The organism is Pigmentiphaga sp. H8 (assembly GCF_003854895.1).
GTDB lineage: Bacteria > Pseudomonadota > Gammaproteobacteria > Burkholderiales > Burkholderiaceae_B > Pigmentiphaga.
The window spans coordinates 4,530,125-4,548,753 of record NZ_CP033966.1; the positions used below are offsets into that span (position 1 = coordinate 4,530,125).

The 18,629-nt window shown below is 68.3% G+C and carries 17 protein-coding genes; 2 read left to right on the forward strand and 15 right to left on the reverse strand.

The window, feature by feature from the left end; all coding sequences use genetic code 11:
* Positions 1–11: 11 nt before the first annotated feature.
* Genes EGT29_RS21365 through EGT29_RS21385 form a run of 5 tightly spaced genes read right to left on the reverse strand, consistent with a single transcriptional unit; the run spans position 12 to position 5,761 of the window.
* A complete protein-coding gene (locus EGT29_RS21365) occupies positions 12–944 on the reverse strand; it encodes an electron transfer flavoprotein subunit alpha/FixB family protein (protein ID WP_124690871.1) in 933 nt (310 codons plus the stop codon).
* 11 nt (positions 945–955) lie between these two features.
* On the reverse strand, positions 956–1,705 hold the full coding sequence (locus EGT29_RS21370; protein ID WP_124690872.1) for an electron transfer flavoprotein subunit beta/FixA family protein: 750 nt from the start codon (positions 1,703–1,705) through the stop codon (positions 956–958).
* A 4-nt stretch (positions 1,706–1,709) separates the two neighbouring features.
* On the reverse strand, positions 1,710–3,062 hold the full coding sequence (locus EGT29_RS21375) for a VOC family protein (protein ID WP_124690873.1): 1,353 nt from the start codon (positions 3,060–3,062) through the stop codon (positions 1,710–1,712).
* A 5-nt stretch (positions 3,063–3,067) separates the two neighbouring features.
* Positions 3,068–4,555, reverse strand: coding sequence for an FAD-dependent tricarballylate dehydrogenase TcuA (gene tcuA / locus EGT29_RS21380; RefSeq protein WP_124690874.1), 1,488 nt, complete (start codon positions 4,553–4,555; stop codon positions 3,068–3,070).
* Between the two features lie 33 nt (positions 4,556–4,588).
* On the reverse strand, positions 4,589–5,761 hold the full coding sequence (locus EGT29_RS21385) for an amidohydrolase family protein (RefSeq protein WP_124690875.1): 1,173 nt from the start codon (positions 5,759–5,761) through the stop codon (positions 4,589–4,591).
* Between the two features lie 229 nt (positions 5,762–5,990).
* Between EGT29_RS21385 and EGT29_RS21390 the strand changes: the two genes are divergently transcribed.
* Both EGT29_RS21390 and EGT29_RS21395 read left to right on the forward strand, forming a co-directional pair.
* Entirely contained in the window at positions 5,991–7,166 is a 1,176-nt protein-coding gene (locus EGT29_RS21390; protein ID WP_161567903.1) for an amidohydrolase family protein, read from the forward strand.
* An 11-nt stretch (positions 7,167–7,177) separates the two neighbouring features.
* Positions 7,178–8,542 (forward strand): MmgE/PrpD family protein, encoded by a 1,365-nt coding sequence (locus tag EGT29_RS21395; protein WP_124690877.1) that lies wholly within the window; start codon positions 7,178–7,180, stop codon positions 8,540–8,542.
* Here the strand turns inward: EGT29_RS21395 and EGT29_RS21400 are convergent.
* The 10 genes from EGT29_RS21400 to EGT29_RS21445 form a co-directional block, all read right to left on the reverse strand.
* Positions 8,534–9,295, reverse strand: a complete 762-nt coding sequence (locus tag EGT29_RS21400; RefSeq protein WP_124690878.1) for an IclR family transcriptional regulator — start codon at positions 9,293–9,295, stop codon at positions 8,534–8,536. The genes EGT29_RS21395 and EGT29_RS21400 overlap by 9 nt on opposite strands.
* 102 nt (positions 9,296–9,397) lie before the next feature.
* Complete coding sequence (locus EGT29_RS21405) at positions 9,398–9,589, reverse strand: rubredoxin (protein ID WP_124690879.1); 192 nt, start codon at positions 9,587–9,589, stop codon at positions 9,398–9,400.
* Positions 9,590–9,619: 30 nt separating this feature from the next.
* A complete protein-coding gene (locus EGT29_RS21410; protein ID WP_161567904.1) occupies positions 9,620–10,981 on the reverse strand; it encodes an MmgE/PrpD family protein in 1,362 nt (453 codons plus the stop codon).
* The gene (gene leuD / locus EGT29_RS21415) at positions 10,978–11,613 is read right to left on the reverse strand and encodes a 3-isopropylmalate dehydratase small subunit (protein ID WP_124690881.1); all 636 of its coding nucleotides are present in this window, start codon (positions 11,611–11,613) and stop codon (positions 10,978–10,980) included. The genes EGT29_RS21410 and leuD overlap by 4 nt, the downstream gene beginning before the upstream one ends.
* A gap of 10 nt (positions 11,614–11,623) precedes the next feature.
* Entirely contained in the window at positions 11,624–13,051 is a 1,428-nt protein-coding gene (gene leuC, locus EGT29_RS21420; protein WP_124690882.1) for a 3-isopropylmalate dehydratase large subunit, read from the reverse strand.
* Positions 13,052–13,074: 23 nt separating this feature from the next.
* On the reverse strand, positions 13,075–14,055 hold the full coding sequence (locus EGT29_RS21425) for a tripartite tricarboxylate transporter substrate binding protein (protein WP_161567905.1): 981 nt from the start codon (positions 14,053–14,055) through the stop codon (positions 13,075–13,077).
* A 40-nt stretch (positions 14,056–14,095) separates the two neighbouring features.
* Positions 14,096–14,866 (reverse strand): SDR family NAD(P)-dependent oxidoreductase, encoded by a 771-nt coding sequence (locus tag EGT29_RS21430; protein WP_124690884.1) that lies wholly within the window; start codon positions 14,864–14,866, stop codon positions 14,096–14,098.
* On the reverse strand, positions 14,863–15,834 hold the full coding sequence (locus tag EGT29_RS21435; protein WP_124690885.1) for a tripartite tricarboxylate transporter substrate binding protein: 972 nt from the start codon (positions 15,832–15,834) through the stop codon (positions 14,863–14,865). Before EGT29_RS21435 ends, EGT29_RS21430 begins: the two co-directional genes overlap by 4 nt.
* Positions 15,831–17,198, reverse strand: a complete 1,368-nt coding sequence (locus tag EGT29_RS21440) for an MmgE/PrpD family protein (RefSeq protein WP_124690886.1) — start codon at positions 17,196–17,198, stop codon at positions 15,831–15,833. The genes EGT29_RS21435 and EGT29_RS21440 overlap by 4 nt, the downstream gene beginning before the upstream one ends.
* Before the next feature lie 32 nt (positions 17,199–17,230).
* Entirely contained in the window at positions 17,231–18,619 is a 1,389-nt protein-coding gene (locus tag EGT29_RS21445) for an MmgE/PrpD family protein (RefSeq protein WP_124690887.1), read from the reverse strand.
* Between the last annotated feature and the right edge of the window lie 10 nt (positions 18,620–18,629).

The window sequence follows — 18,629 nt, forward strand, 5'->3', positions numbered from 1 at the left end:
GCGCAAAGGCGTCAGAGCCGCGCCAGCAGTTCCGGGACCGCCTCGAACAGGTCGGCCTCCAGCCCATAGTCGGCAACGCCGAAGATCGGCGCCTCGCCGTCCTTGTTGATCGCCACGATCACCTTGGAATCCTTCATGCCCGCCAGGTGCTGGATGGCGCCCGAGATGCCCGTGGCAATATAGAGCTGCGGCGCCACGACCTTGCCGGTCTGGCCCACCTGCAGGTCGTGCGGGGCATAGCCGGCATCGACGGCGGCGCGGCTGGCGCCGATCGCCGCGCCCAGCTTGTCGGCCAGCGGAGCGATGATCTCGCGGAACCGGTCGGCGCTGCCCAGGCCGCGGCCGCCCGACACCACGACCTTCGCCGCGGTCAGGTCGGGGCGGTCGCTGCTGCTGATCTCACGCCCGGCGAAGCGGCTCTTGCCGTGGCCGGCCACCGCCGGTATGGCTTCGATCGGCGCGTCTGCGCCCGTCGCCGCCACCGGATCGAAGCCCGTGGCACGCACGGTGATCACCTTGACGGGATCGTCGCTCTGCACCGTGGCCAGCGCGTTGCCGGCATAGATGGGCCGCTCGAAGGTGTCCGCGCTTTCCACGCGGACGATGTCGCTGATCTGGGAGACGTCGAGCTTCGCGGCGACGCGGGGCGCGACGCTCTTGCCGCTGGCGTTCGCGGGAAAGAGAATGTGGCTGTAGCCGCCCGCCACGGCAAGCACCTGGGCCGCGACGTTTTCGGCCAGGCCATCGGCCAGGCAGGGCGCCTCGGCCTGCAGTACCCGGGCCACGTCGGCGATCCGGGAAGCGGCCCGCGCGGCTGCGTCCACCCCGCTGCCCGCCACCAATACGTGGACCTCGCCGCCACAGGCGGCGGCCGCCGCGATGGTACACAGCGTGGCGGAACCGATGGAAACGTTGTCGTGCTCGGCAACGACGAGTGCGGCCATGCGACTCTCCCTCAAAGGACCTTGGCTTCGTTGCGCAACCTGTCGACCAGCGTCGCCACGTCGGGCACCCTGGCGGACGCCGTGCGCGGACGCGGCTCGGTGACACGGATCGTGCGCAGGCGCGATCCGGCCTGGACCCCGAGCTCGTCGGGCTTGACGACCTCGATGGCCTTCTTCCTGGCCTTCATGACGTTGGGCAAGGTGACGAAACGCGGCGCATTCAACCTCAGATCGACGGTGACGACGGCGGGCAGGGAGAGCACGACGGTCTCCACGCCCTTGTCCACCTCGCGGGTGACCACCGCCTCGCCGTCCCGCAGCTCGATCCGGCCCGCGAAGGTCGCCTGCGGCAGATCCGCCAACGCCGCCAGCATCTGGCCCGTCTGGTTCGCGTCGTCGTCGATGGCCTGCTTGCCCAGCAGCATGAGCTGCGGCTGTTCCCGATCGGCCAGCGCCTTAAGCAGCTTGGCCACGGCCAGCGGCTGCAGTGCTTCGTCGGTCTCGACCAGGATACCTCGGTCGGCGCCCATGGCCATGGCCGTGCGCAAGGTCTCCTGGCACGCGGCGACGCCGCAGGAGACGGCCACGACCTCGGTGGCGATGCCTTTTTCCTTGAGCCGGACGGCTTCCTCGACGGCGATCTCGTCGAAAGGATTCATGCTCATCTTCGCATTGGCGATGTCCACGCCGGAGCCGTCCGCCTTGACGCGAACCTTCACGTTGTAGTCCACCACCCGCTTGACCGCGACCAATACCTTCATAGCCTCACCTTTGCGCGAGCGCGTCGAGCGAACGGGCCTGTGCCGCCTCGTACAGCGCGATTTCGTCCAGCACCGGCGCCCCCAGGGCGTGCTCGAACGCCGCTTGCGCGGCGTTGCCGGCATAGCTGCGTGGTCCGGTTTCGCCCAGGTTCGACTGGAAGATGCCCGCGGCGCTTACCGGCAGGAAGTCTTCGTAGACGATGGGATCGGCCCGGACCAGGCCGCGCTCGATTTGCGTCTCCAGGGGCAGGCGCGCGCTGACGCCGTCCCGGTTGCCCCGGCCGGTGCGCGCATAGCGGAAGAAAGCCAGCCCCTCGCGCCGCAGCGTGGGCAGATCGTCGGGGAAGTCCTTGAACGCGCCGGCCAGCCGGCCGGCGTAATCCTGCCCCGACGCGCCGCGCCGGGCGCGCGCCAGCAGCGCGTCATAGCGCGCGCGGCCCTTGCGGGTCAGCGCCACGCCGCGCTGCTCGATTTCGCCGAAGCGGGCGGTATGGGTGCCCGGCGCCCGGATGTCCTCGCCCGCGAAGGCGATGCGCTCCTCCAGCGCCTTGAAACTGGTCTGCCTGAGCAGCAGCGCCACCTTGCGCGGCGGCGGCCCTTCGATCACCGTCTTGGCGGCGATGCCCCGCGCCGGCATCGCCGCCTGCACGGCATCGATGTCCAGCGTGCGCGGCGTCAGGTGATTGATGTGCGGTCCCTTGAAGCAGACGACGTCGGCAACCAGGCGATGGGCATCGTGCAGCCTGGCGTAGGTCGCCTTGTCCACCGTGGCCGCGCTGTGCCAGCGGAAGGTCTGCAGCGCCTCGGCCACCAGTTCGTCGGCCTCGGTTCCGGCCAGCCCGCCCTGCCCCTCCGCCCGCTCGACCAGGGCCAGCAGACGGGGGGTGAAGATCCGGCGCCGTTCCAGGATTTCCGTCGCGACCCGGCGCAGGCCGGCATCCTCGATCAGATCCAGGCGCAACAGCGACGTGAACACCCGGAACGGATTGCGCGCCAGGGACGAGTCGTCCACGGGGCGAAAGGCGGTGGCGTGCACGGGCACGCCCGCGATCGACAGATCGTAGTAGCCGACAGGCTGCATGCCCATGACGGCGAAGACGCGCCGCATCGTGGCGAGCTCCCCGGCGGAGCCGAGGCGAATCGCGCCATGGCGCTCGACGCCCAGGCGCTCCAGCTCTCCGGCGCGCGCCAGGCGCTCGCGCAACGACGGATCGCGCCGCAGCGCGGCGGCATTGACGTCCGCGACCAGGTCGAGCAGCGCGCCGTACTGCGGTACCTCGCGCCGGTACATTTCCGACATGCGGCGGGAGAACCGGGTGCGGATCTCGTCGCCGTCGGCGAAACCGGTTGTTTCCATGGGATCTAGCGCGAACGCACGTATTCCGCGGCGGCGTCGCCCGCGACCCGCCCGAAGACGGAGCCCGAGATCAGGCCGCTGCCGCCGGGGTAGTTCGAATAGAACAGTCCCCCCACCATCTCGCCGGCCGTGTAGAGGCCCGGGATGACGCGCGCATCGACGTCCTCCACTTCGGCACGGGCATTGATCTTGAGCCCGCCGAAGGTGAACGTGATGCCGGTGGTGACCGGATAGGCCTCGAACGGACCTTCGTCGAGGGTATTGGCCCAGTTCGACTTGTTCAGGGCAAGGCCTTCCGTGCAGCGCCCGTCCTTGCTGTTCGGGTCGAATGCGCGGTCGGTGCGGACCGCCGCGTTGTACTCCCGTATCGTGGCCAGGAACTGCTGGGGGTTGACCCCTTCCAGGCTCTCGGCCAGCTCTTCCAGGGTGTCGGCGCGCACCTTGGTCACGCTGCGCAGCCGGTATTCGTCGCGCAGCAGATGCAGCACCTTGCCGTCGAACACCTGGTAGGCCAGTTGCTTGGGCTGGCGCGCCAGCGCCAGCCCGCATTCCACATAGGTGTACATGCGGAAGTCGTAGCCTTCGTCGAAGAAGCGCTTGCCTTCGGCATTGACCAGCACGCCGAACGGGTAGCTGTGCTTCTGGAAGGCATCGCCGAACTTGAGGTCGCCATAATTCGGCGCGTTCAGGTCGCCCGCGACCACGTGGCAGCCCGACCAGTTGCCGACCGGCAGCGCGCCGGCGTCGATCGCCATGCGCAGTCCGTCGCCGGTGTTGAAGCGCGACCCGCGCACCTTGGCCAGGTCCCAGCCCGGCCCCAGGTAACGGGCGCGCCATTCCGCGTTGGCCTCGAAGCCGCCACAGGCCAGGATCACCGCGTGGCTTTCGATATCCTGGGTCTTGCCGTCGATGCGGGCGCGAACGCCGTGGACGCCGCTGTCGTCGGCCAGCAGGGACAGCGCGCGGGCGTTGTAGCGCACGTCGACGCCACGATCTGCGACCAGCTTGTAGAGCGAGTCGACCAGGCCCGCGCCGCCCCCCACCACCTCCACCACGACCCCGCCGGAGAACTTGAAGCGGCCGCCCATCTTGTAGGCCTGCTTGCCGTACTTGGGCACGTAGCGCAGCCCCAGCGAGCGCAGCCAGCACACGGTGTCGAAGCTGCGCCTGACCAGGACCTCGGCCAGGTCGGGATCGCTGCGGAAATCGGTGACGCGGAAAAGATCGTCGAAGAAATCGTCCTCGGTGTAGGCGCCGAAGTCGGTGTTCTGCTTCTCGTCCTCGGTCAGGTCGGGCACGACCTTCAGCAGGTCGTCCACGCCGTTGAAGGCGAAGCGCATCGAACCTTCGGTGAAGCGGCTGTTGCCGCCCCGCTCGTCCTCGGGCGCCCGTTCGAGCACCATCACCGAGACGCCGTGCGCGCGTGCCGCCAGCGCCGCGCACAATGCGGCGTTTCCGCCGCCGACGATCAGCACATCAGTCTGGATAGCCATCCTCGCTCCCTGGCCGGTAAGTGTGTGGGCCGTTCAGGCCGGCAGCATGTCGAGGGCCGAGCCGCTGCGGATGATGTCCTTGTCTTCCTCGGAAATGCCGGGGTGGTCGTGCAGGAGCTGGACGTCCTTGTACTTCATGCGGCCGCCCGGATCGTCGTGCGGATAGTCGGTGGCGAACAGGAACTGCGAGGCGCCCAGGAACGCGATGGAATCCGGCAGTTCGGGTTCTTCCGTCTCGATGGTGAAGAACAGGTTCTTCCGGAAGTAGTAGCTGGCGGGCTCCTTGTTGCGGCTTTCGTATTCCTCGACCGAGGTGATGCGCTTGCCGGCCGACAGGCGCTCGGCCCCCGGCTTGACGCGGCGATGGAAGCGAGCCTGCGCGTCCTCGTCCTCGTAGTTGAGCGGCGGCTTCACATAGGCCGCGTCGAAACGCTCCACCAGCGGCCTGATGAAGGCCGAACCGGCCTCGGTGAACACCACCTTCAGGTTGGGGCAATCGTCGAACAGTCCGCTGGTGCACAGCGACATCAGGCTGAGCTGACCTTCTGCCGGCGACGCCACGTCCAGCCCGTCGCGCTGGAAGATGTTGAGGTTGCTGATGCGATGGCCGTGCTGGATGTTGTGCAGGACGATAGGCATGCCCAGCGCCTCGGCTCGCTTGAAGAAGGGCCACAGCTCGCGCCGGCTGCCCAGCGTTTCCGAGAACTGGTGCTCGCGCACGGGAAACACCTTGTCGACCGCGACCGACTGGAAGCCGTTCTTGCGGGCCCATTCCATTTCGGCGATGGCACCGTCCACGTCCTGCAGCGCGACCAGCGCGGAGCCGATCAGGCGGCCGGGGTACTTCTGCAGCAGATTGAGGATGGACAGGTTGTAGGAATGCGCCATCTGGCCGGCAAGCTCGGGATCCAGCGTGTAGTTGAAATAGATCGCCGAGAACTGCGGCAGCAGCAGTTGCTTCTCGATGCCCAGCTTGTCGTATTCCTCCAGGCGATATTCCATGTCGGTCAGCCCGACATGCCTGCCGCCGGCGCCGGGCGGCGGCAACGGCGTCGAGCCCTTGACGATGTAGTTGCCGGGGAAGCTCCAGTTCACCAGGATGCCCGCGTTGTCGAACTCGAATCTCGGCCGCAGGTCGGCGGTCTTGCCGGTGACATGATCGTAGATGTCACGCGGAAGGATGTGGGTGTCCATGTCGATGATCATGTGCGGGCCCGCTGGGTGTAAGGGTGGGAGGGAAGAAAACGCTCGTGGCGATACGACGTATTGGCTGGGTAATTTACGGACAAGCGGCAAGACTGTCAATAAATTTGGAAAGCTGTTCTATTATTTAGAAAATCAGTATTGCGGGCGCCAAACCCGCGGAGTAGTCTGTTTCCAGCGCGTTTCGGCCAAGCGAGACGTTGCCCGAGAAACGATTGGACGAGACCCAGCCATGATCATCGATGCCGACACCCATTTCCTGCCTCCCGATGTCTACGACTACCTCGGACCGGAGTTCGAGGCGCTTCGCCCACGCCTGACCTGGGATGACTCCGGACTGCTGGTCGACGTCCAGTTCCCGGGAGAACCGCCGCGCGTGCCCGGAGCCACGCCGCTGCCTCCGCCGGGCACCGGTTCGCGCTACCGGGGCACCTACTACATCGAGGAGCGTCTGGCCGACTACGACAAGCTGGGCATCGAGAAGCAGTTCCTGTTCCCCCAGCTCACGGCGACGGTGTTCTCCTACCTGGTCGAACCTCGCCTTGCCACGGCCATGGCCCATTCCTGGAACCTGTCCATCCTGAACCTGCTCAAGCGCTATCCCGACCGCCTCATCGGCGGCGCCCTGGTCGCGCTGCAGGACGTGGACGGCGCCATCGCCGAGATGGAGTGGGCCGCCGCCAATGGTTTTCGCGCCGTGATCATGGACAAGGTCTTTCCGGTGCACGAGCACTGCTATTCCGATCCGCTGGGCAACCATCGCGAACTCTGGCCCTTCTTCAAGCGGGCCGAGGAACTGGGCATGCCTTTGTTCCTGCACAACATCCAGCACGGCCACCGCATCACCAACCTGCTGAACTATCAGTTCAACGGACTGGACGTGCTGGCGCCGCAGGAAGGCCAGATGAGCCTGGTCTCGCTCGTCACGAGCGGACTGCTGGATGACTTCCCCGATCTGAAATTCGTCTTCACCGAGGCCGGCGTCGGCTTCATCAAGCCGCTGGTCTCGCACCTGGACTCGGTCTTCAACAACGAGATCGTCGACTACGAATCCGAAGACGCCGCGCCGCGCTTCAACTACCGCAAGCTGGAAGGCGGCAAGCGCATCGTCTCGGTCGACGACTACAAGCCCAAGAACAAGCAGGCGCCCAGCCACTACTTCAGGAAGAACCTGTTCTTCACCATCGAGACCGAGGAAGCGGAACTGCCCGAAGCCGTCAACCTGTTCGGCGCCTCGCAGTTCCTGTTCGCCACCGACTATCCGCACGACGACCCGGGCGGCCGCATGAAGTACAAGGACGTCCAGCTCCTGGCCGCCAACCCGGACATCTCGGACGCCGACAAGGCGCTGATCCGTTCGGGCAACGCCGAACGGCTGCTGGCGCCCGTCCGGCCCGCGGCCGCCTGAGCGCCGCCGCCATGTCGCCCGACACGCTCTCGGCCCGGCTCGCCGCCCACGTCATCGACACCCCCTGGGACGCGCTGCCGCCGGCGGCCGTCCTGGCCGCCAAGCACATGGCGCTCGACACCCTGGCCGTGGCCTGGGCCGGCACCAGCGCGCCGGGCATTCCACCCGTGCGCGACGCGCTCATCGACGAAGGCGGCAAGCCGCAAAGCGCCGTCTGGGCAACCAGCGCGAAGATTCCCGCCCGCTCCGCCGCCTTCCTGAACAGCGCCGCCGCCGCGGCGCTGGACTTCGACGGCATGCGGGCCTCCGAACGCGGCAGCGTGCATTCGGACAGCGTCGTGCTGCCGGCCGCGCTGGCGGTGGCCGAACAGCACGGCGCCACGGGCCAGGAACTGGTGGCGGCGCTGGTCCTGGGCAACGACATCGTCACCCGCCTGGGCGCCGCGTCCGCGTTGCCGCACCGGGGGTGGTACCAGACCTCGATCTACGGAATCATGGGCGCCGCCGCGGCCGCGGCGCGCCTGATGAAGCTCGACGCCGAACAGACCATGCACGCCTTCGGCATCGCGGTGAACCAGGCCTGCTCGACGCAGTTGCCCAATATCGAACGCAGTCTGGTCAAGCGCTACTCCTCGGCCTTCGCCGCGCAGGGCGGCGTCCTGGCCGCGCTGCTGGCCGCGCGGGGAATCACCGCCGCGCGCCAGGCGTTCGAGGGCCGGTTCGGATTCTACGAGCTATACCAGCCGGGGGAACCCGACCGGCTGCTGGATGGCCTGGGAGTGTCCTATCCGCACGTGGAAACCGGCGTGAAGCGTTTTCCGAGCTGCGCCTGCAACCACACCGCGATCGAGGCGGCGCTGCAACTGGCGCGGGAACATCCGGTTCAGGCATCCGGGATCGCGGACCTGGACGTCACCATCTCTCCCTACGTCCATCGCCTGGTGGGCGCGCCGTTCGATCCCTCCAGCGACCCACAGGTGGCCGCGCAATTCAGCGTCCAGTATTCGGTCGCCGCGGCCATGCTGCGCGGGCGCTTCGGCGTGGGCGACATCGAACCCGAAGCCGTGCTGGATCCGGCCACGCTTGCGCTTGCGCGCCGGGTAACGGTCCACGTCGACGAATCCTGGGGTAACGGCCGCGCCGCCACCGTCGTGGTCCGCCTGCATTCGGGAGAGCGGCGCGAACGCCACGTCGCCCATATCCCCGGGTCGCGGGAAGCGCCCCTGGCCGAGGCCGACCGCAGCGAGAAGGCGCTCGACTGCCTGCGGGCGGGCGTGCAGCCCCTGGACGGCGAACAGGCACAACGTCTGGTGGACCGGGTATTGGGACTGGACCGGCTGGCGAACGCCCGCGAGCTGCTGAAGGACCTAGCCTAGGACCTGCAAGGCCGGGTGATAGCCCAGTTCACGCGAGATCCGGACCGACACCTGCCTGAGTTCTTCGCCGAAGCGGATCAGCTTGGTTCGCGGCGTGCGTTCCTTCAACGCCGAGATGCCGACGGCCGCCACGCCTTCGCGAAAAGCCGTATGGACGGGCGCGGACGCGCCGCATACGCCTTCGTGCCACTCGCCATCGTTCGTGGCGTAACCCTTCTTGCGTACCTCGTCGAGCACCTTGCGCAGGTCGGCCTCCTTGGTCACCGTGCGCGGCGTGTATTTCTCCAGCGGCGCCGCGAGATATTCATCGGCCAGCGCCTGGTTGTACGCCAGCAGCACCTTGCCCGACGCGCTGCAATGCAGGGGCGCCGCGCTGCCGATGGAGGCATAGGTGCGTATGGGATGCTTGCTGGCGATCACGTCCAGATAGACGACGGCGCCGCTGCTCATCGATGCCAGATAGACCTGTTCGCCCGTGGCCTCGCTCAGGCGCCGGAGATGGGGCTTGGCGATCTGGACAAAGTCCAGCCGGCTGAGCAGCATGCTGCCCAGTTCCCAGATCTTGAGCGTCGGGAAGTACTCGCCGTTTTCCAGCTGCTGCACGTAGCCGGTCTCGACCAGCGTGGTCAGGATGCGGTGCGCGTTGCTCTTGGTGATGTCGAGCTTCGCGGCGAGCGCGCTGACCCCGATGGATTTTTCGATGCGGCACATGTGTTCGAATGCGCGCAGGGTCTTGGCGGCGGTCTTGTCCAAAGCGATACGACATCGGGAGTTGAACGTGGAACGACTATAGCATGGGGGTCAATTCGGAGAACGTGATTTCATATATTGGAATCGGCAGGTTCCCCTGCGGGTTCAGGCGAATTCCACCATCTCGAAGTCCACCTTCCTCACCCCGCAATCGGGGCAGGACCAGTCGTCCGGGATGTCGGCCCAGCGGGTTCCCGGCGCGATGCCTTCGCCCGGCAGGCCCGCGGCCTCGTCATAGATGAAGCCACACGTGATGCACAGCCAGGATTTGAATCCCGCATCTGCCGGCTGATTCATTGCCTATCTCCGATTCGATCAGTAGTCGGGTCATCGCAGCAGCTCCGCCGCCGAGCGGCAGGTCTCCAGCGTGTTCAGTCTGTCGAAAAGCGCGCGGGCATCCAGCGGCAGGCCGGACCACAGCGCGCAATCCTCGAATTTCGTCCACAACGCGTCGGCCGAGAGCGGCGCCTGGGGATCGCCGCGCGCGTGGCGCACGTGCTCGCTCTCGATCGCCTCGCCAGCGGCGGTCTCGACGCGCACCAGGTCGTACGGCGCATAGCCCGACGTGCCCGGCATTTCCTCGGATTCGATCTCGATGGCCACGCGCGGCACCAGGCGCTGGATCGGTTCGCTCAGCACGAATTCGTCGACCAGGTCGCGCAGCCCCACCCTGCCCGCCACCAGCGCGCACGCCAGGGCGAACTCGATGCTGAACTTCGCGTCGATGGCCGTGCGGGGCCGGTGATTCTTCAGGATCACCGAGTGCGACGGACTGAACCGCACGGTGATCGCCTTGACGGCGTCGGCCTCCAGCCCGCGATCGCGGACGAGCCCGAGCATGGCATCGATCGCGCGATGCGCGCGGTAGCAGACCGGGTACTGCTTGATCGCCAGGCCCTGTTCGACCAGGCGCCAGCGAGCGGGGGGCAGCGACGGCGCACGCTCGCGGTCGATCTCGCCCGCGGGCGACAACGCGCCCAGATAGCCCTGTTCGTGCTCGATCGCGTCCGGCGCGGCCGTCAGCCCGGCGGACGCGAAACGCGCGGCAAGCAGGCCGCAGGCCGCCGCCTTGCCCGCATGCATGGGCTTGGTCATGAAGCCCAGGTTCGCCATCACGCCGCTGGCCTGCGAGGCCGCGATGCCCAGGGCGTGCGCCGCTTCCCGCGCCGTCGCGCCGCGCAGGGCCGCGCAGGCCGCCGCCGCGCCCATGGCGCCGAAGACGCCGGTCGGATGCCAGCCCTTGCGCTGGTAGTTGCCACTGTCGCGGGAGATCAGTTCGCCCCAGGTTTCGAACCCGGCCGCATAGGCCCGCAGCATGTCGCGCCCGCTCGCGCCCACCGCCTCGGCTTCGGCCAGGATGGCCGGCACCAGCACCGCGCTCGGATGGCTGCCCTTGAGCGCCACGTCGTCGTAGTCCAGCACGTGGGCGGCGGTGCCGTTCACCCAGGCCGCGACGTGCGCGGGCGCCCGCGCCGGACCGAAGCAGATCGACGAGCCGCCTCCGGCGGTGTCTGGCGCGAACCCTTTTCGGACCGCTTCGACGGCCGGCTCGGCCGAGCCGGCCAGCATCACGCCCACGCAGTCGGCGATGCCCTGCTTGGCAATGGCCACGGCCGCCTCCGGGATGTCCTCGTACCGGAGCTTCGCGACGAAATCGCCCAGCGCGGCGGTCAGCGGCGCATGCGTCACGACGTAAGCTCCGCCAGTTCCTTGCCGGTCAGCCAGGGCGTCTCGGCTTCGAGCTTGCGTTCGAGGGCATCGCGCATCTGGGCGAACTCGCCCGTGGCCGCGATGTCGTCGATGCCGCCCAGCATGCGCTCCTTGCGGGCCGGCTCGATCTCGAAACGATATTGCCTGCCCGCCGGATCGGTCACCGTCTGGCTGGGCAGGTCGATGGATATCTCGGCGCCCGGCGCGGCCGCCAATTGGTCCAGCAGCCCGCGCACCGCGTCCTCGGGCAGCACGACAGGCAGCAGCCCGTTCTGGTAGGCGTTGCTGGCGTAGAACGGCCCGAAGCTCGATGCGATCACGGCGCGGATGCCGAAATCGACCACGGCATAGACCGCCCCTTCGCGCGTCGAGCCGCAGCCGAAGTTCGGCCCCGAGACGATGATGCGCGCCTGCGTATAGGGCTCGCGATCGAGCAGGAAGTCGCCCTTGAGCTTGCCCGCGGCGTCGTAGCGGTCGTTGTAGAACAGGAAACTGCGGTAGCCCACCGTCAGGGGCTTGCGCAGGAAACGCTGCGGAATCAGCATGTCGGTGTCGACGTCGGCGCGGTCCAGCGGCGCCGCGATGGCGGTCAGGCGGGTAAACGGCTCCATGCGGGATCTCCTAGCCCAGGTTGCGAACGTCGGTCAGCCTGCCGGTCACGGCGGCTGCGGCCGCCATCGCCGGGCTCATCAGGTGCGTGCGCACGCCGCGCCCCTGCCGGTTCTCGTAGTTGCGCGGCGACGTCGATGCGCAACGCTCGCCCGGCAGCGCGAAGTCGCCGTTCGACCCGACGCACATCGAACAGGCCGAATCGCGCCATTCGAAACCGGCTTCCTTGAAGATGCGGTCCAGCCCCGCCGCCTCGGCGCGGCGCTTCACGTCGGTCGAGCCCGGCGACACCATGGCCGGCACGACCGCGTGGCGGCCCTTCAGGATCTCGGCGGCCGCGGCCAGGTCCTCGAAACGGGCGTTGGTACACGAACCGATGAAGACGCGGTCCACGGCCACGTCGGTCAGCCGCATGCCCGGCTCCAGCTGCATGTAGGCCAGCGCGCGTTCGTAGTGGCCGCGCTGCTTCTCGGTGGCTGCTTCGTCCGGGTGCGGCACCCGCGCGCTGATGGGCAGCGCGTGCTCGGGCAGATTGCCCCAGGTGACCATGGGCTCGATCCGCGAGGCATCCAGGGCAAGCTCCTGGTCGAAGTGCGCGCCGGGCTCGGTCGGCAGTCCGCGCCAGAACGCCAGCGCCTGGTCCCAGTACTCGGGCGGGGGGGCGTACTGGCGTCCCTTCAGGTAGGCGAAGGTGGTCTCGTCGGGCGCCACCATGCCGGCCCTCGCGCCCATTTCGATCGACATGTTGCAGATCGTCATGCGCTCGTCCATCGTCATCCCGCTGATGGCCGGCCCCGCGTACTCGATGACGTGGCCCGTCCCGCCGGACAGCCCCACCCTGCCGACCACCGCCAGGATCACATCCTTGGCCGCCACGCCCCGGGACAAGCTTCCCGCCACGGTGACCCGCATCGTCTTCGGCTTGCGGAACCAGAGCGACTGCGTCGCCAGTATGTGCTTGATCTCGGACGCCCCCACGCCGAAGGCCAGCGCGCCGAACGCGCCTATGCTGGTCGTGTGCGAATCCGCCGCCGTCGTGATCATGCCCGGCTGCACCAGGGCCAGTTCGGCAGCGACGACGTGCATGATGCCCTGGCGCGCATCGGTCATGCCGATCAGCGGCACGCCGAAATCGCGGGCGTTCTGTTCGAGCTGTTCGATCATTCTCCGGATGTCCGGATCCTGGATGGCCACCACGCCCGCTTCGCGATGCTGTGTGGGCGCGTAGTGGTCGGCGATCGCGAACTGCTTGAGCGGGCGGTGGATCTTGCGGTTCTCCAGCCGCAGGCCGTCGAAGGCATAGAACGGCCCTTCGTGCACGAAGTTCCGGTCGATGTAGATCAGCGACTCGCCACCCTCGCGCTCGGTGATGACGTGGCGGGCCCAGATCTTCTCGAACATGCTGCGCGGGCGCTGCGCCGCGCGCGTGGTGTCAACCATGAAGTGCTCCTTGCGGCGGGTGCTCAATCGCCCCGGATGCCGGTTTCCCGGATGATCTTTCCCCACTTGTCGGTCTCGCTCGCAACGAAGCGCCGAAACTCGTCGGCCGGCATCACCGACGGCTCCGCGCCCGCGCTCTTCAACTGCTCGATGAACTTGTCCGACTTGCCGACCGCCAACAGCGCCTGCTCCAGCTTGTCGCGGATATCCTTGGGTGTCTTGGCTGCCACCATGAAGCCGTACCAGGACCCCGCGTCGTAGCCCGGCACACCCGCCTCGGCAATGGTCGGCAGGTCGGGCAGCATGGGCGTGCGCTGGGCGCCGCTGGTGGCCAGCGCGCGCAGCTTGCCGTTCGCGCCGCCGTTGATGAAGGGCAGCAGCGCCGGGATGGGGCCGATGGTCATGTCGACCTGCCCGGAGCTGAGATCGGCGATGGACGGCGCATTGCCCTTGTAGGGAATGTGCAGAATGTCGGTGCCGGTCATGCTCTTGAACAATTCCGTCGACAGATGGGTGGAGCCGCCCGGACCGCCCGAGGCATAGGTCAGCTTGCCGGGCCTGGCCTTGGCCAGGGCTACGAGTTCCTTCACGTTCTTCGCCGGCAAATTGGCGTTGACCACCAGCACGTTCTGCGTCGTCGCCAGCAGCGCGACGGGCGCGAAGTCCTTGACGGTGTCGAACTTCAGCTTCGAATACATCGTGGGCAGATAGGCGAACGACGAATTCACCAGCAGCAGCGTATAGCCGTCGGGCGATGACGCCGCGACCATCTCGTTGGCGATCAACCCGCCCGCGCCCGGGCGGTTCTCCACCACCACCTGCTGGCCCAGTTTGGCGCCCAGCCCTTCGGCCGCCACCCGCGCCACGAGATCGGCGGCCCCGCCCGGCTGGTAGCCGACGATGACGCGAAGCGGGCGGGTCGGGAAACCGTCCGCCACCGCCGAACCGGCGGTGATGCACAGACACCCGGCCGCGAGCCGGGCAATGCCTCGAATGCTCCTCATCTCCTCTCCTTTTCGCGCCTGGTCTACGCGCTTTGCTCGCCTATACGGTGGCGGTTCCGCCGCCATCCACGGGTAGGGTGATGCCGGTGATGAACGCGGCCGCCGGGCTGGCAAGAAACAGCACCGCGCCGGCGACGTCCCGGGGCTCGCCCAGGCGCCCCACGGGCGGCAGCTTCTTCGAGGCGGGCGAACCGACCCGGGCATTGCCCTGGACGATTTCCTGGTGGCGCGGGGTATCGATGGGACCGGGCGCGATGGCGTTGACCCGAACGCCGCGCGGCCCGTAGATATCGGCCACGCCCTTGGTCAGTACGTTGACCGCGGCGTTCGCGCAGCAACCGGGCAGGTGCGCCGGCGTCGGCTGGCGCCCGCCGCGTCCGCTGATGTTGACGATGGCGCCGGCGCCGCGCTCCGCCATCCCGGGCAGGACGGCCCGCATGGTCCGCATGTAGCCCAGCAGCTTGGCCTGCAGCACCGTATCCCAGTCCTCGTCGTCCAGTTCGAGGAAATCGCCGAAGACCGGCGCGGCGCTGCAATTGACGAGCAGGTCGATGCGGCCGCATCGACCCTCGATTTCCCGCGCGGCCGCATCGACCCGGGCGCCAGACCCCAGGTCGAGCGCGACCGCGCCCCGCGGCCAGATGCCGTCCGGTTCCCGGACCGGCCAGCGGCCTTCCACGCTGCGGGACGACACCACCACCCGGGCCCCGGCCTCGGCAAGCGCCGCGGCGATCGTCTGCCCCAGGGAGCCGGCGCCGCCGACCACCCAGGCGACGGCATCCTGCATGGACCGGGATGGCGCCGCGCTCATTCGGCCACCACGCCGGCCGTCTTGATCACCTTGCCCCACTTCACGGCATCGGTCTTGATCAGCGCCGCGAACTGCTCGGGCGTGTCCGGCGCGGCATCCAGGCCCAGCTCCGTCAGGCGCTTGCGGATCGCGGTGTCCTGCAGCGTCTGCACCAGCGCGCCGTGGAGCTTGTCGATCACCGCGCGCGGCGTGGCGGCCGGCGCCAGCATGCCGTACCAGGTATTGATCTCGAAGCCGGGCAGCCCCGACTCGCTGGCGGTGGGCAGGTCGGGAAACAAGGGATGGCGCTCTTCCGAGCAGACCGCCAGCGCCCTGAGCTTGCCCGACTGGATGTAGGGCACCGCGGCCGGAATGGTCTGGAACACCAGTTGCGTTTCGCCGGCCAGCACGGAGTTGAGCGCCTGGCCGCCGCTCTTGTAGGGCACGTGCGTCATCTTCACGTCCGCCATCATCTCGAACAGGGCGGCCGAGATGTGGTTGAAGCTGCCGATACCCGCGCTGGCGTAGTTCACCTGCCCCGGCCTGGCCTTCAGGTAGTCGATCAGTTCCTTGACCGATTTCGCCTTGATCGACGAATGCACCACCAGCAGGTTGGCGCTGGTGACCAGGCGCGTGATCGGCGCGAAATCGGCGATCGGGTCGAACGGGAGCTTGGCGTAGATGGCGCCGTTCATCGACTGTGTGCCCATGGAGCCGAGGAACAGCGTGTAGCCGTCCGGGTCGGCGCGCGCGACGTTGGCCGCCGCGATGTTGCCCCCGGCGCCGGGCCGGTTGTCGATGATGATGGGTTGCCCCAGCCGGGTGCCGAGTTGTTCGCCCAGCACCCGCCCCAGGATGTCGACGGTGCCGCCCGGCGCGAACGGGATCACGATGCGTATCGGTTTCGACGGATAGGCGTCCGCCGGCCAGGCCGGCCCCGCCGCCACCGCCAGCGCGATGGCCAGCATTCCCTGCAATCCGTGTTTCATGGTCTCTCCTCCGCCCCTATGGTCAGAACCGACCAAAGCTCCTCAAGCGTCTTGCCGGCGTCCAGGCGCCACAGCATGTCGAGCGCGCGGCGCGCGCTCGCCTCGTCCAGACGACGGCCGGCCAGGCGCAGAAACTTCTCCTCGACCTCGGCATCGTCCATGGGATTGGCGGCATGGCCGCGGGGGTAGTCGACCGTCGCGACGTGGCGCATGCCGCCATGCGTCACGATCTCCAGGCGACAGGGGACGAAGGCCGGAAAGCGCGCGCTCAGGTCCAGGTCTTCCTCGACCGTCAATCTGGCCGCCAGCGCGTGGATGCGCTCGTCCGCCAGCCGCTCGGGCTCGAAGACGGCGTCGCTGAAATCGCCGTCGATCAGGGCCGCCGAGATCATGTAAGGCAGGCTGTGATCGGCGGTCTCGCGCGTGGTGGGCCGCCATTTCTCGGGCTCGTGGCCGACCTCGCTCCAGGCGAAATGGTAGGTGTGCAAGGTGATCCGCGCGATGTCGGCATGGGATACCTTGCGGGCCAGCTCGAGCGCCGCCGTGATCGGCGACTGCGCATGGAACTCGGCCAGGAAACGCTTGAGGTGTGCCTGGCCGATGCGAAAGTCCGCGCCCCGCGCGGCAAGGTCGGGCAGCTCGAAGCCGCCGACCAGTTCGCGCAGGCCATGCGCGCCCTCTATGGCCTGTTCCGGACCGGTCAACCCCTCGCGCGCGAGCAGGGCCGCGAACAGGCCGTTGCGCGCCGCGTTGCCGGCCGCGCAACCCTTCCATTCGGACAAGGCCCCGCGACGGGTGGCTTCCAGCGCAAGGTTGGGAGTCACGGCCAGCGCTATCGCCTGCGCGGTCCGCGCCGCATCCAGGCCCATGACGTTGCAGGCGCCGGCGGCACCCGCCACCGCCGTATAGAAGACGTGGTCGAGGCCTCGCTCGCGCATGTTGACCGCGCGAAACAGGGCCGCGTACACCTCATAGGCCGCCACGATGGCCGCGATCGTGGCGCGGCCGTCGGCGCGAACGTCCTGGGCGGCGGCCAGTACCGCCGCCATGACGTCGCTCGGATGGCCGCCCCCGCCTGGAAAGGTGTCGTTGCCGTCCAGATAGCGGATCATGACGCCGTTGGCGAAAGCCGCGAGCTCGGGCAGCGTGCGCCGGCGCGTTCCCAGCACCGGGACTCCATCCGGCAGATCCACGCGGGCGGCCAGCCTGCGCGCGATACGCGAAGGCGGCGCGTCGCACGCGGCAAGGCCGCAGCCCAGCGCGTCGATGAGACGGCGCTTGCAATCGTGAACCACGCTCGCGGCCAGATGCTCGAAACGCAGTCCGGCGGCGAAATCCGCCAGGCGGGAAATGCTGGTGTCCATCGGCGCTCGTCCTGGCAAGGGATCCTGAAGCGTTACAGCACGCCGGCGAAGAACGCCGACATGTCGTCGATTTCCTCGATGCGGCGCACCCGTTCGATCAGCGTCTTCCTCGCGGCGGGGGCCAATGCGTCGCCGCCGTAGCCGAAGCAGGCATCGACCTTCGCGGCCAGTTCCTCGCCGCTGGGCGGCGCCTCCGCGCTCCACGGGAACTCATGCACCGTCCGCGACAGCCTGCCGTGCCGGGTCTGCATGGTGACGGTGGCGGGCGCGCGAGCACTCTTGTTGTCCTCGTCGACCACGACGGCGATTCGTTCCGTGATGGCGCGGATGGCCGGGTCGAGCACCGCGGCTTCCTGGATGTCGTCGATGGCGACCTTGCGGCGCAGCAGCGCGCTGGCCAGCGCGTAGCGAACGCTGAACTGCGCCGTCACCTGCGGATTGCCCGACGGATCGAACGGCGCCCCGACCAGCCGGTGCATCAACGGCGAGTGCACGACCTCGATCGCGCTCACATCCTCCGGCTTCAGATCGTGCTCCCGGATCAGGGCGAAGGCGGCGTCGAGCGCGGCATGGCTGCAGGCGCAGGTCGGATACTTCTTGAGATTGGTCTGCTCCAGCGCGAAGGACAGGCCCAGGCCGTCGAGCACCTTGAGCGGATTGCCTTCCTGGTACAGCTGGAACAGGCCGAACCGGCCCTCGAAGGCTTCCCGCGGCGCGGTCACGCCGCGCGAGGCCAGCAGCGCCGAGAACACCCCGGCCCGCGCCGCGAAGGCCGATTGCAGCCGCTTGGTCAGGGCCTGTTCGATATTGGCCTGCTGGGTGCCCGAGGCCTGGCTGAGCGCGATGCCGAAGGCATGGGCGATGGCTGTCTCGTCCAGCCCCAGCAGGCGGGCGGCCGCGGCCGTGGCGCCGAACACGCCATAGATCGAGGTAGTGAACCAGCCCCGGTGCTGTCCGGTGATCGATCCTCCCAGCCGCGAGGCCAGGTCGGTCCCCAGCGCGTAGGCGACCAGGAACTCCTTGCCGCTCGTGCGCTGCCGTTGCGCCACGGCCAGGGCCGCCGGCAGCACGCAGACGTCCGCGTGCACGGTGTTCACGGCGTCATAGTCGAGCGCCGCGCCGAACAGGCTGTTCAGGAACGCCGCCGATGCGGCGGGCAGCTTCCCGCCATAGCCCCACACCGTGGCCTCGGGCGTGCCGCCATCGGCCGCGAGCAGTCCATGTGCCGCGGGCGCCCCCGGCGCATCGCGGCCGGCCCACGCACAGGCCAGCGTGTCCAGCATCAATCGCTTGGACGCCTCGACGGTGCTGGGCGGCAGCGCGCCGTGGCGCAGCTCGGCCACATGCGCGGCGATGCGCTGCGACACCGAGCGCGCGTCGGCGCTCGCCTCGTTCTTCACGATCGCGGAGTTCTGGCTCATGCGGATTCCT

Bases quoted from the DNA above. Each gene is read 5' to 3' on its own strand.
- EGT29_RS21375 (WP_124690873.1), bottom strand. From the start codon at position 3,062: ATGGAAACAACCGGTTTCGCCGACGGCGACGAGATCCGCACCCGGTTC.
- leuC (WP_124690882.1), bottom strand. From the start codon at position 13,051: ATGGTTGACACCACGCGCGCGGCGCAGCGCCCGCGCAGCATGTTCGAG.
- EGT29_RS21365 (WP_124690871.1), bottom strand. From the start codon at position 944: ATGGCCGCACTCGTCGTTGCCGAGCACGACAACGTTTCCATCGGTTCC.
- EGT29_RS21430 (WP_124690884.1), bottom strand. From the start codon at position 14,866: ATGAGCGCGGCGCCATCCCGGTCCATGCAGGATGCCGTCGCCTGGGTG.
- leuD (WP_124690881.1), bottom strand. From the start codon at position 11,613: ATGGAGCCGTTTACCCGCCTGACCGCCATCGCGGCGCCGCTGGACCGC.
- EGT29_RS21425 (WP_161567905.1), bottom strand. From the start codon at position 14,055: ATGAGGAGCATTCGAGGCATTGCCCGGCTCGCGGCCGGGTGTCTGTGC.
- EGT29_RS21385 (WP_124690875.1), bottom strand. From the start codon at position 5,761: ATGATCATCGACATGGACACCCACATCCTTCCGCGTGACATCTACGAT.
- EGT29_RS21370 (WP_124690872.1), bottom strand. From the start codon at position 1,705: ATGAAGGTATTGGTCGCGGTCAAGCGGGTGGTGGACTACAACGTGAAG.
- tcuA (WP_124690874.1), bottom strand. From the start codon at position 4,555: ATGGCTATCCAGACTGATGTGCTGATCGTCGGCGGCGGAAACGCCGCA.
- EGT29_RS21395 (WP_124690877.1), top strand. From the start codon at position 7,178: ATGTCGCCCGACACGCTCTCGGCCCGGCTCGCCGCCCACGTCATCGAC.
- EGT29_RS21445 (WP_124690887.1), bottom strand. From the start codon at position 18,619: ATGAGCCAGAACTCCGCGATCGTGAAGAACGAGGCGAGCGCCGACGCG.
- EGT29_RS21440 (WP_124690886.1), bottom strand. From the start codon at position 17,198: ATGGACACCAGCATTTCCCGCCTGGCGGATTTCGCCGCCGGACTGCGT.
- EGT29_RS21405 (WP_124690879.1), bottom strand. From the start codon at position 9,589: ATGAATCAGCCGGCAGATGCGGGATTCAAATCCTGGCTGTGCATCACG.
- EGT29_RS21435 (WP_124690885.1), bottom strand. From the start codon at position 15,834: ATGAAACACGGATTGCAGGGAATGCTGGCCATCGCGCTGGCGGTGGCG.
- EGT29_RS21390 (WP_161567903.1), top strand. From the start codon at position 5,991: ATGATCATCGATGCCGACACCCATTTCCTGCCTCCCGATGTCTACGAC.